Below are 11959 nucleotides of genomic sequence, written 5' to 3'. Positions count from 1 at the left end.
GGGACGCTAATCTAGAACAAGTTTCAGACTTGATCGTTCAAGAGCATCGAATCTACCGGCTGGTAGCCGGGCCGTGAGAGGTGGATCAGGTGATTCACGCCACGGCGGGCTCCACGGGACACGGAAAGCTTTCTGATGACAGCTCCGGACGCGAGAACCACCACCCGCCCGACCCCCGCGCTCACCGAGCGTCAGGAGGCGCGGCGCCGCCGGATCCTGCACGCGAGCGCGCAGCTCGCGGCGCGCGGTGGCTTCGACGCGGTGCAGATGCGGGAGGTCGCCGAGTCGTCCCAGGTCGCGCTCGGCACGCTGTACCGCTACTTCCCGAGCAAGGTGCACCTCCTGGTCGCCACCATGCAGGACCAGCTCCAGCACATGCACACGACGGTCCGTAAGCGGCCGCCGTCCGGCGACACCCCGGCCGAGCGGGTGGCCGAGACGCTGATGCGGGCCTTTCGCGCGCTGCAGCGGGAGCCGCATCTCGCGGACGCGATGGTGCGGGCGCTGACCTTCGCCGACCGCAGTGTGAGCCCGGCGGTCGACCAGGTGTCCCGGCAGACCACCGCGATCATTCTCGACGCGATGGGGCTCGACGACCCGACGCCGGAGCAGTTGTCCGCGGTGCGGGTCATCGAGCACACGTGGCACTCCGCGCTGATCACGTGGTTGTCCGGCCGCGCCTCCATCGCCCAGGTCAAGATCGACATCGAGATGGTGTGCCGGTTGATCGATCTGTCCGCTCCCCGTCGTTCGTAGCCTGCACCGGCATCGGCGTTGCGGCCGCGGGGCTTGATTTTTCAAGCCCCTGCGGCGATTGAGCAGCGGGGTCCGGGGCGGAGCCCCGGGAGCGCAACCATGGTGCAGGCCGCGGGTCAGTCCTCCGGGGGGAAGACGACCTCGCCCGTGTCGGCCAGTGTGAGCGTGATCGCCTCCACGGGGCAGCCCTCCGCCGCCGCGAGGACCTTCTCGTTCGCGTCGGCCTCCGGATCCGTCGGATGCGACTGCCGCGCGCTGTCCAGGCGGAACCCGTCCGGCGCGGCGTTCACACACATCGCCGAGCCGATGCACACACTCCGGTCGACCTCCACACGCCACCGGTCACCCATGCTCAGCTCGCCTCCGGCTCGTACCCCGCGGGCAGGTGGATCATCTTGTGCTCGAAGTACTCGCCGTACCCCTCGGGCCCGAACTCGCGGCCCAGGCCGGAGTTCTTGTAGCCGCCGAACGGCCCGAGCATGTCGAGGCTGAAGGTGTTCACGCTGTACGTGCCCGTGCGCACCTGGCGGGCGATGTCGACGCCGTGCGCGGTGTCGGCGGTCCAGACGCTGCCGCTGAGGCCGTACTCGGAATCGTTGGCGATCTTGATGGCCTCGGCCTCGTCGCCGTACGGGAGCAGGCAGATGACCGGGCCGAAGATCTCCTCGCGGGCGATGCGCATGGAGTTGTCGACGTCGCCGAAGAGGGTCGGCTCGACGTACCAGCCCCGCTCGAAGCCCTTCGGGACCCCGCCGCCGGTGAGGATCTTGGCGCCCTCGTCCTGGCCGATGCGGATGTAGTCGAGCGAGCGCTGCTGCTGGCGCTTGGCGACGAGCGGGCCGAGTTCGGTGGCCGGGTCGAGCGGGTCGCCGACCTTGAGCGCGGAGGCCGCGCCGGCGAACGCGTCGGCGAACTCGTCGTAGCGCGAGCGCGGGACGAGGATGCGGGTCTGCGCCACACAGGCCTGGCCGTTGATCATCCAGGCGAAGGGGACGATGCCGGAGACCGCGGCGCTCGCGTCGGCGTCCTCCAGGATGACGGCCGCGGACTTGCCGCCGAGTTCGAGGGTGACGCGGGTGAGGTTGCGCGAGGCGACCTCCATGACGCGCTTGCCCGCGGCGACAGACCCGGTGAAGGAGACCTTGTCGACGCCGGGGTGCCCGACCAGGTACTCGCTGACCTCGCGGTCGGCCGGAAGAATGGAGAGCACGCCCTCCGGGAGCCCGGCCTCCGTGGCTATCTCGGCGAGCAGATACGCGTCGAGCGGCGTCTCCGGGGACGTCTTCAGGATCACCGGGTTCCCGGCGAGCAGCGCGGGCGCGAGCTTCGCGGCGGCGGTGAACTGCGGGACGTTCCACGGGACGATCGCCGCGACGACGCCGACGGGCTCGCGGCGCACGAGGAGCTTGCCGAGTGCGCCGTCGCGCGTCTCCTCGTACGTGAAGCCGCGGGCGACGTTGATCGCGGAGTCCCAGACCATCATCGCCGCGAGCGCCTGCACCATGACGCCCGAGGTGTACGGGGTGCCGTTCTCGCTGCTGATGACGCGGGCGATCTCCTCGTGCCGGACGGCGAACGCGTCCTTGATCTTCGTGATGATCTCGATGCGCTCGTCGAGGCTCATCCGCGGCCAGGGGCCGTCCTCGAAGGCGCGGCGGGCGACGGCCACGGCGCGGTCGACGTCGGCGGGCGCGGCGTGCGGCACCCGCCCGAAGACCTCTCCCGTGTGCGGCGAGACGACCTCGATGACGTCCTTGCCGAGGGGGTCGGTCAACTCCCCGCCGATGAACAGCTGTCCGTGTTCCACGAGCTCGGTCATGGCTGGCATCCTCACGCACGACATTTCTGACGGTGTTTCAGAACTGATACCAGTTCTAGTTGCGATCCGGAAGGGTGATGCGGTGCCGGGGCGCCCTCGCGGATACGGTTCGCCCGGGCGACCATTGAAACGAGTTCTACAAGTTCCCGTACAGTGGCGGCAGTTCGGGCTGGAGCGGCGGAGGGCGACCGATGGCAGAGGCGACAGAGGCGACAGGGCCCGCGGAGACTCCGCGGGTGACCGACCACGGCGGCGGCGTGCAGAGCATTCGCGTGCCGATCCCCGACAATCCGCTCGGCTACACCCTCGTCTACCTGGTCGACACCGACGCGGGCCCCGTCCTCATCGACACGGGCTGGGACGACCCGACGTCCTGGGACGCGCTGACGAGCGGCCTCACGGCCTGCGGCACCGGCGTCAACGACCTCACCGGCGTGCTGATCACCCATCACCACCCGGACCACCACGGCCTGTCGGCGAAGGTGCGGGAGGCGTCCGGGGCCTGGATCGCGATGCACGAGGCGGACGTGGCGGTGGTCCGGCGCACCCGGGAGAACAAGCCGGCGCGCTGGTACGCGTTCATGGTGGCGAAGCTGGTCGCGGCGGGCGCGCCCGAGGAGCACATCGCCCCGCTGCTCGCGGCCCGCGACTCCGGGAAGCAGCGCGAACTGCCGGGCTTCGCCCCCGCGTTGCCGGACCGCACCATCACCCCCGGCGACCTCCTCGATCTGCCGGGCCGCAGGCTGCGCGCGATCTGGACGCCGGGCCACACCCCGGGTCACGTGTGCCTGCACATGGAGGAGGAACACCCGTCGGGCCTGGCGGGCAACGGCCGCCTCTTCTCCGGCGACCACATGCTGCCCGGCATCACCCCGCACATCGGCCTGTACGAGGACCCGGACGACGCCACCGTCACGGACCCGCTCGGCGACTACCTCGACTCGCTGGAACGGGTGGGGCGGCTCGACCCGGCGGAGGTCCTCCCGGCACACCAGCACACGTTCACCGACGCCCCGGCGCGCGTAGCCGAGTTGCTGGACCACCACGAGGAACGCCTGACCGGCCTGCTCACCCTCCTCGCCTCCCCCCTCACCCCGTGGCAGCTCGCCGAACGCATGGAGTGGAACCGCCCCTGGGCCCAAATCCCCTACGGATCACGGACCATCGCGGTCTCGGAGGCGGAGGCCCACCTGCGGCGCCTGCAGAAGTCGGGCCGGGTGGAGCAGGTTTCGGGCAGCGATCCAGTGACGTACGTAGCTGCCGACTGAGACATTTCAAGCCCGAGTGGCGCTTGAGCATTTCAAGCCCCTGCGGCGATTGAGCAGCGGGGTCCGGGGCAGCGCCCCGCGACCGCAACACCGGCACGGCGAAACAAGAACCCGCCCCGGGAGGATCTTTGCCGCGCCCTGATGGAAGGGGCGCCCGCAGAGGCGTATCTTCGGCCCCCAAGAGCTCGCACGAGCTGGAGCAACAAGGGGGCGCCCGCCGATGACGCCGGACGAGGCAGTGGTCGGCCGAACGGGGAAGCTGGTCGTCGGCACACGTGGGGCCGATGGTCCGGGTGAGGTGTTGGTGCAGGTCAGGGGCGGTACCGAGACCTTTCTCGCGTACTCGGACGACCCCCTGGAGCGGGGCGCCACCGTGCTCGTGATCGAATCCCGCGGATGCCGGCAGGTCGTGGTCATGGCCTGGTCCGATCCTCTTCTCTCCGGTGGCGTGGGCGACGCCCGCTAAGGAGACGTACAGGCATGTTCGGATATCGCGTTCCCGCGCCCGACGAGGCGATGCTGATCTCGGGCGGCAGGCGGGGACTTGGGGGAGCGCCGTTCCGCGTCGTCACCGGGCACGGGAAGTTCGTGCTCCCCGTGTTCCGCAAGACCCGCTTCCTGTCGCTCGCGATGAGCGAGGCGGAGGTCGTCGAGAAGTGCGTGACCAAGCAGGGCATCGCCCTGACCGTGCGCGCGGTGATCGCCTTCAAGGTCGGCAACGACAACGAGTCGATCGTCAACGCCGGCCAGCGTTTCCTCTCCGACCAGGACCAGATGTCGGTCCTGACCGGCCGGATCTTCGCCGGTCACCTGCGCTCGATCATCGGCTCGATGACGGTCGAGGAGATCGTGACCGAGCGGCAGAAGCTCGCCACGGAGGTCCTCGACACGTCGAAGGCCGAGATGGCGAAGATCGGCCTGCACGTCGACTCGCTCCAGATCCAGTCCATCGACGACGGTCAGACCGGCTACATCGAGGCCATGTCGCAGCCCCACAAGGCGGCCATCCAACGGCAGGCGCAGATCGCGCAGGCGCAGGCCACCCAGGCCTCCGCGGAGGCGCAGCAGGCGGCGACGCGCAAGCAGGCCGAGTACGCGCGGGAGACCGCGGTCGTGCAGGCCGAGTACAACGCCGAGGTCGACCGGGCCAAGGCGCAGGCCGAACAGGCGGGCCCGCTGGCGCTCGCGCACGCCCAGCAGGAGGTCCTCGCGGCGCAGACCGAACTGGCCATGAGGCAGGCCGAGTTGCGGGAGAAGCAGCTGGTGTCGGAGATCGTCAAGCCGGCCCAGGCCGACGCGGAGCGCATCCGCGTCCTCGCCCTCGCCGAGGCCGAGCGGATGAAGATCCAGGCGGAGGCGGCGGCGTCGTACGACCGGGTCGCCCTCGACCGCATGCTCATCGACCAGCTCCCGCAGATCGTGAAGGAGGCCTCGGCGGGCCTCGCCGGCGCGAACGTCAACGTCCTGAACGGCGCGGACGGCCTGGGTGAGATCGCGGCGGGCCTGGTCGGCCAGGGCCTCACGATCCTGGACTCGGTGCGGAAGAACCTCTCCGGTGGCGGGGCGGACGGATTCGGCTCGGCGGTCGAGCCCTACGTGGGCGCTCCGCGCCGCAACGACGACGGCCCGGTGGACGTCCGCTGACGTCTCGGGGCGCTGCCCCGGACCCCGCGCCTCAATCGCCGGCGATCAAGCCCCTGCGGCGATTGAGCAGCGGGGTCCGGGGCAGCGCCCCGCGGCCGCAATACCGGCGCCGGGTACAGTAAAGACGTCGTCAGAACGTACGCGGAGCCGGAGCCGCTCCCCGCAGGGAGAGGCATCCGCCCCACCATGAACATTCGCCGCAGCGCCGCGCTCGTCGCCGCGACCGTCGCGATCGGCGCCGCGGGCGCGCACACCGCTGTCGCGGACAGCGCCTCCCCCTCGCCGAAGCCGAAGCTCGTCGTCCCCTCCGGCCTCTACGGCAAGGGCGACCCCACGTACGACGGAGTCTGGCGCCAGTCCCTCGCGCTCGTCGCGCAGGACACCGTGGGCGTCGAGCCCGCCGCGAAGGCCGTCGACTGGCTGGCCGGCCAGCAGTGCGAGAACGGCGGCTTCGCCGCCTACCGCGCCGAGCCCACCAAGGCCTGCGACAGCAAGACGAAGATCGACAGCAACGCCACCGCGGCCGCCGTCCAGGCGCTCGCCGCGGTCGGCGGACGCGACGGCGAGGTCGCCAAGGGCGTCGACTGGCTGAAGAAGAGCCAGAACGCCGACGGCGGCTGGGGCTACAGCCGCGGCATGGACAGCGACGCGAACTCCACGTCCGTCGTCATCGGCGCGCTCGCCGCGGCGGGCGAGAAGCCGTCCGACGTGAAGTCGGACAAGGGTAAGACCGGCACCGACGCCCTCGCCTCCCTCGCCCTCCCCTGCGCCGAGGGCAAGGACGGCGGCGCGCTCGCCTACCAGCCCGACAAGAAGGGCGAGCTCGCCGCGAACGCCGACGCCACCGCCGCGGGCGTGCTCGGCGCCCTCGGCACCGGCTTCGCGCCCGGCAAGGGCAAGGCCCCGGACGCGTACACCTGCGAGGACGGAAAGAGCCCGGAGGCGGTCGCGCACAACGGCGCCGTCTACCTCCAGAACCAGCTCGACACCCACCTCTACCTGAAGTCCCAGCTGGCCGGCGCCACCGATCAGCCCGACTACGGCAACACCGCCGACGCGGTCACCGCCGTCGCCGCGGCCGAGGGCATCAAGGCCACGAAGGACCCGTACACCTGGCTGGAGAAGAACGCGAAGGGCTGGGCCGCGCAGACCGGACCCGCCGCCTACGCCGAGCTGATCTTCGCCGCGCACGCCACCGGCAACGACCCGCGTGACTTCGGCGGTACGGACCTGGTGAGCGCCCTCAACAAGACGGGCCCCGAGCCCGCCTCGACCAAGTCGTCCGCGTCGGACTCGGACGAGAAGAAGGACGACGGCGGCAGCGGCGCCAACTGGTGGATCATCGGCGTGATGTTCATCGCGGCCGTCGGCGCCGGTTTCCTGCTCAGCGGCCGCAAGAAGAAGCAGCCGTGACCGCGCGCAGGTCTGCCGGGCTCGGCGCCCTTTTCCTCGGGCTGCTCGTCGCGCTCCTCGCCATGACCGTCGCCCCCGCGCAGGCGGCCGGGTACCGGTACTGGTCGTTCTGGGAGCGGGACGGCGCCCAGAAGGCATGGACGTACGCGACGTCGGGGCCCTCGCAGACCAAGCCGTCGGACGGGGACGTGCAGGGCTTCCGGTTCGCGGTGAGCGAGGACTCGAAGGACGCGAAGCAGCCGCGCGGCTCGGCCTCCTTCAGCGACATCTGCGCCGATACGCCCGCCATGGACGGCAAGAAGCGGATCGCGCTCGTCATCGACGCCGGGACGTCGGTCGACGCCCCGGCCGGCGAGACGCCGCCGAAGCCGCGCACCGCGTGCGCGCAGGTCGCCGAGGACGCGACGAGCGCCGACGCGCTCGCCGCCGTCGCGAAGCCGCTGCGCTACGACAGCAGCGCGATGCTGTGCGCGATCTCCGGATACCCGAAGTCGGGCTGCGGCGAGCAGGTCGCCGCCAAGCCCACCGAGGCGTCGCCGCGGTCCACCTCCGCGAAGGACTCCGCCACTCAGTCGCACGACGACGGCGGCGGCCCCTCCGTCGGTCTCATCGCGGGCATCGCCGTGGTCGTCGTGCTCGGTGTCGCGGCGGGCGTGCGGGCCCGGCGCCGCCGCGGCTGACGCATGGCCGCCACCCGGTTCCGCGCCCCCCGGGCCCACCGCTCCAACTCCCTTCATCCGGGAGCCTGGTGGATCTGGGCGCTCGGCCTCGGCACGGCCGCGTCCCGCACCACGAACCCGCTGCTGCTCGCGCTGCTGATCGGCGTCGCCGGGTACGTGGTGGCGGCGCGCCGCACCGAGGCGCCGTGGGCACGTTCGTACGGCGCCTTCGTGAAGCTGGCCCTCGCGGTCCTCGGCATCCGCCTGGTCTTCGCGACGCTGCTCGGCTCGGCGATCCCGGGCACGCACCTGCTGTTCACGCTGCCCGAACTGCCGCTGCCGGACTGGGCGCAGGGGGTGCGGATCGGCGGCCCGGTGACGCTGGAGGGCCTGATCTTCGCGCTCTACGACGGCCTGAAGCTGGCCACCCTCCTCATCTGCGTGGGCGCCGCGAACGCGCTCGCCTCCCCGTCCCGGCTGCTCAAGTCGCTGCCGGGCGCGCTGTACGAGGCCGGGGTCGCGGTCGTCGTGGCGATGACGTTCGCCCCGAACCTGGTCGCGGACGTCCGCAGGCTCCGGGCCGCGCGACGCCTGCGCGGTCGCCCGGACAGCGGCCTGCGCGGACTGGTCCAGGTCGGACTCCCGGTCCTGGAGGGCGCGTTGGAGCGCTCGGTGGCGCTCGCAGCGGCCATGGACGCGCGTGGCTACGGCCGCACCGCCGACGTACCGCCCGCCGTCCGCCGGGCCACGGCCGCGCTCACGCTGGGCGGCCTGATCGGGGTGTGCGCGGGAACGTACGGGCTGCTCGCGGCGTCCGGGGCCGGGTACGGGCTCCCGGTGCTGCTCGCCGGGGTCGCCGCCGCGCTCGGCGGGCTGTGGCTCGGCGGCCGGCGCACGGTCAGGACCCGCTACCGGCCCGATGTGTGGGGGGTGCGGGCCTGGCTGGTCGCGGCGTCCGGGGCGACGGCCGCCGCGGTGATGATCTGGAGCGGCGCCCGGGACCCGGCGGCCCTCCAGCCGCCGGTGGTACCGCTCGCGGCGCCGGAACTGCCGCTGTGGCCGGCGGCGGGCATCCTGCTCGGCCTGCTCCCGGCCTTCCTCGCACCCGTTCCCGACAAGCCGACGGAGGCGTCGCCATGATCCGCTTCGAGAACGTCTCCGTGACGTATGACGACGCGCCCCGCCCCACCGTCCAGGGCATCGAACTCCACGTCCCGGAGGGCGAGTTGATGCTCCTCGCCGGCCCGTCCGGAGTCGGCAAGTCGACCCTCCTCGGCGCGGTGAGCGGGCTCGTGCCGCACTTCACGGGGGGCCGGCTTGCCGGCCGGGTCACGGTGGCCGGGCGTGACACCCGTACGCACAAGCCGCGCGAACTCGCCGACGTCGTCGGCACGGTGGGCCAGGACCCGCTCGCGCACTTCGTGACGGACACGGTGGAGGACGAACTCGCCTACGGCATGGAATCGTTGGGCCTGACGCCACCGGTCATGCGCCGCCGCGTGGAGGAGACCCTCGACCTCCTCGGCCTCGCCGACCTGCGCGACCGCCCCATCTCCACGCTCTCCGGCGGCCAGCAGCAGCGCGTCGCGATCGGCTCCGTCCTCACCCCGCACCCCCAGGTCCTCGTCCTCGACGAGCCGACGTCGGCCCTCGACCCGGCGGCAGCGGAAGAGGTCCTCTCGGTCCTGCAACGCCTGGTCCACGACCTGGGCACCACGGTCCTGATGGCCGAGCACCGCTTGGAGCGGGTCATCCAGTACGCGGATCAGGTGGCGCTGCTGGCGGGTCCGGGCGAGCCATTGCTGGTGGGCACCCCGGCGGAGGTCATGGCGGTGTCCCCGGTGTATCCCCCGGTGGTGGGCCTGGGCCGACTGGCGGGCTGGGCCCCATTGCCACTGACGGTGCGCAATGCACGGCGCGCGGCGGGCCCCCTCAAGGAACGCCTCCGACAGGGCCGGGCCCAGCCGAATAGAGCCCCTGCGGCGATTGAGCAGCGGGGTCCGGGGCAGAGCCCCGCGAGCGCAACCACGTTGGCCGCAACGAAAAACCTGGGCATACGCAGAGGCCGCATCGAAGCCCTCCGCCACATCGACCTCACGGTCACCACCGGCGAGGTACTCGCCCTGATGGGCCGCAACGGCGCCGGCAAATCGACGTTGCTCTCGACCCTGGTCGGCCTGATCAAACCGACCACCGGCACGGCCACCGTCAGCGGCACCGTGCCGACCAGGACCAAACCCCGCGACCTCATCCGCAAGGTCGGCCTCGTCCCCCAGGAACCCCGCGACCTGCTCTGCGCGGACACGGTCGCGGCGGAGTGCGCGTCGGCCGACAGGGACGCGGCCGCCGCCCCCGGCACCTGCCGCGCCCTCCTCACCGACCTCCTCCCGGGAATCGCCGACGACACCCACCCCCGCGACCTCTCCGAGGGCCAGCGCCTCACGCTCGCGCTCGCCATCGTGCTGACCGCGGCCCCGCCGCTGCTCCTCCTCGACGAGCCGACCCGCGGCCTCGACTACGCGGCCAAGTCCCGCCTCGTCGCGATCCTGCGGAACCTCGCGGCCGAGGGCCACGCCATCGTCATGGCGACGCACGACGTGGAACTGGCGGCGGAGCTGACCCACCGGGTGGCGATCCTCGCGGACGGCGAGATCGTGGCGGACGGCCCCACCCCCGACATCGTCACGTCGTCCCCGTCGTTCGCCCCGCAGGTCGCGAAGATCCTGGCGCCGCAGCGCTGGCTCACGGTGTCCGAGGTAGAGAAGGCCCTGGCATGACGGGACCTTCTCTACCTCGGACGCCGTCGCCGACCGCGGGCCGCGCGAACCCCGTACGCCTCGGCCCCCGCTCCATCACGGCGCTGCTCCTGGTCAGCGCCGTGGGCGTGGTCGGCATCGGCTGGCCGCTGATCACCGGGCCCGGGTCCGAGGTGAACGCGCACGCGCAGGACGCGCCGTGGCTGTTCGCGGCGCTGCTCGTGCTGCTGGTCGCCGTGGTCGCGGCCACGATCTCGGAGTCCGGCATGGGCCCGAAGGCGGTGGCGATGCTCGGTGTGCTGGCCGCCGCGGGGGCGGCCCTGCGCCCCATCGGCGCGGGGACGGCCGGCCTGGAGCCGATGTTCTTCCTGATGGTCCTGAGCGGCCGGGTCCTCGGTCCCGGCTTCGGCTTCGTCCTGGGGTCGCTCAGCATGTTCACCTCGGCCCTGCTGACCGGGGGCGTGGGCCCCTGGATGCCGTTCCAGATGCTGTCGATGGGCTGGTTCACGATGGGCGCGGGGCTGCTGCCGGGCGCGTGGGGGCTGCGGGGCCGCGCCGAGCGCGTCATGCTCGCCGCCTACGGCTTCGTCGCCGCGTTCGCGTACGGGACGATCATGAATCTCGCGGGCTGGCCGTTCATGAACGCGCTGGCCTCCTCCGTGGCGTACCAGCCGGACGCCGCGCTGCACGAGAACCTGGCCCGCTTCCTCGCCTACTGCGCGGCCACCTCGCTCGGCTGGGACCTGGGGCGGGCCGCGCTCACCGTCGTCCTGACGCTGGTCGCGGGCGGCGCCGTCCTCAAGGCGCTGCGCCGGGCCACGCGGCGGGCCGCGTTCGAGACCCAGGTCACATTCGACGACCCGCGGGCGTGAAGCCCCCCACATGACCCACGTCACGTACTAAGCGGGACCGTAGTCCCTTCGTGTACCTCCCCTTGACCACACAACGGACATTTAGCCCATAGAGCACAGAGTCCGACTTTCCTTAGTAAAAGCCAACATTGCCCTCACCCGCCGGTCTTTGTTTCTGTGGAGCCACCGCAAGGCACCACGCCCTGCGACCCCCTGCCTCCCACGGAAGGTTCCGTTTTGACCGCCACGCTCCTGCGCCGCATCGCCACTCCGAAGAAGGCCATCGCCGGCGTCACCCTCGCCGCCGCGACGACCGGTTTCCTCTTCGCATCGGCTCCGGCCCAGGCCGCGTCGACGTCGGGCTCGGCGAAGGCCATCGCCCAGCAGAAGATCTCGAACTCGGCCCAGTTCAGCTGCTTCGACAAGATCGTGTCCCACGAGAGCGGCTGGAACCCGAACGCGACGAACGCCTCCACCGGCGCCTACGGCCTCGTCCAGGCGCTGCCCGCCAACAAGATGGCGTCGGCCGGCTCCGACTGGAAGTCGAACCCGGAGACGCAGATCGAGTGGGGCGTGAAGTACATGAACGACCGCTACGGCAGCGCCTGCGGCGCGTGGAGCCACTGGCAGTCCAACGGCTGGTATTGATCGGCTCCGCCCCTCAAGCCCCTCCGGCGATTGAGCTTTTAAAGCCCCTCCGGCGATTGAGGAGCGGGGTCCGGGGCGGAGCCCCGGGAGCGCAACCCGCACCGGGGCTGGGGTCTCGGGGCTCCGCCCCGGATCCCGCCGCTCA

Annotated in this window: 12 protein-coding genes; 10 read left to right on the top strand and 2 right to left on the bottom strand. The window is 71.7% G+C overall.

Annotation, left to right across the window (positions count from 1 at the left end):
* The first annotated feature begins 135 nt into the window (after window positions 1–135).
* Window positions 136–756, top strand: a complete 621-nt coding sequence (locus tag ACP4E5_RS31190; protein WP_425834471.1) for a TetR family transcriptional regulator — start codon at window positions 136–138, stop codon at window positions 754–756.
* Window positions 757–872: 116 nt separating this feature from the next.
* On the opposite strand, the gene ACP4E5_RS31185 is transcribed toward ACP4E5_RS31190, so the two are convergent.
* Together ACP4E5_RS31185 and ACP4E5_RS31180 are read right to left on the bottom strand one after the other, a co-directional pair.
* Window positions 873–1106: a ferredoxin gene (locus ACP4E5_RS31185; protein WP_425834469.1), complete on the bottom strand. Its 234-nt coding sequence runs from the start codon at window positions 1104–1106 to the stop codon at window positions 873–875.
* Window positions 1107–1108: 2 nt separating this feature from the next.
* Window positions 1109–2575, bottom strand: coding sequence for an aldehyde dehydrogenase (locus ACP4E5_RS31180; RefSeq protein ID WP_425834467.1), 1467 nt, complete (start codon window positions 2573–2575; stop codon window positions 1109–1111).
* A 191-nt stretch (window positions 2576–2766) separates the two neighbouring features.
* Here ACP4E5_RS31180 and ACP4E5_RS31175 point away from each other — a divergent pair, with 191 nt between their 5' ends.
* The 9 genes from ACP4E5_RS31175 (at window position 2767) to ACP4E5_RS31135 (ending at window position 11814) form a co-directional block, all read left to right on the top strand.
* Window positions 2767–3843, top strand: coding sequence for a Strvi_7410 family MBL fold metallo-hydrolase (locus ACP4E5_RS31175; protein ID WP_425834465.1), 1077 nt, complete (start codon window positions 2767–2769; stop codon window positions 3841–3843).
* A gap of 220 nt (window positions 3844–4063) precedes the next feature.
* The gene (locus ACP4E5_RS31170; protein ID WP_425834463.1) at window positions 4064–4309 is read left to right on the top strand and encodes a hypothetical protein; all 246 of its coding nucleotides are present in this window, start codon (window positions 4064–4066) and stop codon (window positions 4307–4309) included.
* A 14-nt stretch (window positions 4310–4323) separates the two neighbouring features.
* On the top strand, window positions 4324–5487 hold the full coding sequence (locus tag ACP4E5_RS31165) for a flotillin family protein (protein WP_425834461.1): 1164 nt from the start codon (window positions 4324–4326) through the stop codon (window positions 5485–5487).
* A gap of 186 nt (window positions 5488–5673) precedes the next feature.
* Window positions 5674–6900, top strand: a complete 1227-nt coding sequence (locus ACP4E5_RS31160) for an SCO2321 family membrane protein (RefSeq protein WP_425834459.1) — start codon at window positions 5674–5676, stop codon at window positions 6898–6900.
* A complete protein-coding gene (locus ACP4E5_RS31155; RefSeq protein ID WP_425834457.1) occupies window positions 6897–7580 on the top strand; it encodes an SCO2322 family protein in 684 nt (227 codons plus the stop codon). The genes ACP4E5_RS31160 and ACP4E5_RS31155 overlap by 4 nt, the downstream gene beginning before the upstream one ends.
* 3 nt (window positions 7581–7583) lie before the next feature.
* Window positions 7584–8699 (top strand): energy-coupling factor transporter transmembrane component T, encoded by a 1116-nt coding sequence (locus tag ACP4E5_RS31150; RefSeq protein WP_425834455.1) that lies wholly within the window; start codon window positions 7584–7586, stop codon window positions 8697–8699.
* Complete coding sequence (locus tag ACP4E5_RS31145; RefSeq protein ID WP_425834453.1) at window positions 8696–10336, top strand: ABC transporter ATP-binding protein; 1641 nt, start codon at window positions 8696–8698, stop codon at window positions 10334–10336. The genes ACP4E5_RS31150 and ACP4E5_RS31145 overlap by 4 nt, the downstream gene beginning before the upstream one ends.
* On the top strand, window positions 10333–11187 hold the full coding sequence (locus tag ACP4E5_RS31140; protein WP_425834451.1) for an ECF transporter S component: 855 nt from the start codon (window positions 10333–10335) through the stop codon (window positions 11185–11187). The genes ACP4E5_RS31145 and ACP4E5_RS31140 overlap by 4 nt, the downstream gene beginning before the upstream one ends.
* A gap of 216 nt (window positions 11188–11403) precedes the next feature.
* Complete coding sequence (locus ACP4E5_RS31135) at window positions 11404–11814, top strand: aggregation-promoting factor C-terminal-like domain-containing protein (protein WP_425834449.1); 411 nt, start codon at window positions 11404–11406, stop codon at window positions 11812–11814.
* Window positions 11815–11959: the final 145 nt, after the last annotated feature.

Source organism: Streptomyces fractus (assembly GCF_049844455.1).
In the GTDB taxonomy this organism is placed as follows: Bacteria; Actinomycetota; Actinomycetes; order Streptomycetales; family Streptomycetaceae; genus Streptomyces; species Streptomyces fractus.
The sequence above is the reverse complement of the archived record's forward strand: the minus strand, read 5'-3'. Positions and strand labels throughout refer to the sequence as shown.

Coding starts and splice junctions, on each gene's coding strand:
- ACP4E5_RS31190 (WP_425834471.1), top strand. CDS start 136: ATGACAGCTCCGGACGCGAGAACCACCACCCGCCCGACCCCCGCGCTC.
- ACP4E5_RS31185 (WP_425834469.1), bottom strand. CDS start 1,106: ATGGGTGACCGGTGGCGTGTGGAGGTCGACCGGAGTGTGTGCATCGGC.
- ACP4E5_RS31180 (WP_425834467.1), bottom strand. CDS start 2,575: ATGACCGAGCTCGTGGAACACGGACAGCTGTTCATCGGCGGGGAGTTG.
- ACP4E5_RS31175 (WP_425834465.1), top strand. CDS start 2,767: ATGGCAGAGGCGACAGAGGCGACAGGGCCCGCGGAGACTCCGCGGGTG.
- ACP4E5_RS31170 (WP_425834463.1), top strand. CDS start 4,064: ATGACGCCGGACGAGGCAGTGGTCGGCCGAACGGGGAAGCTGGTCGTC.
- ACP4E5_RS31165 (WP_425834461.1), top strand. CDS start 4,324: ATGTTCGGATATCGCGTTCCCGCGCCCGACGAGGCGATGCTGATCTCG.
- ACP4E5_RS31160 (WP_425834459.1), top strand. CDS start 5,674: ATGAACATTCGCCGCAGCGCCGCGCTCGTCGCCGCGACCGTCGCGATC.
- ACP4E5_RS31150 (WP_425834455.1), top strand. CDS start 7,584: ATGGCCGCCACCCGGTTCCGCGCCCCCCGGGCCCACCGCTCCAACTCC.
- ACP4E5_RS31145 (WP_425834453.1), top strand. CDS start 8,696: ATGATCCGCTTCGAGAACGTCTCCGTGACGTATGACGACGCGCCCCGC.
- ACP4E5_RS31140 (WP_425834451.1), top strand. CDS start 10,333: ATGACGGGACCTTCTCTACCTCGGACGCCGTCGCCGACCGCGGGCCGC.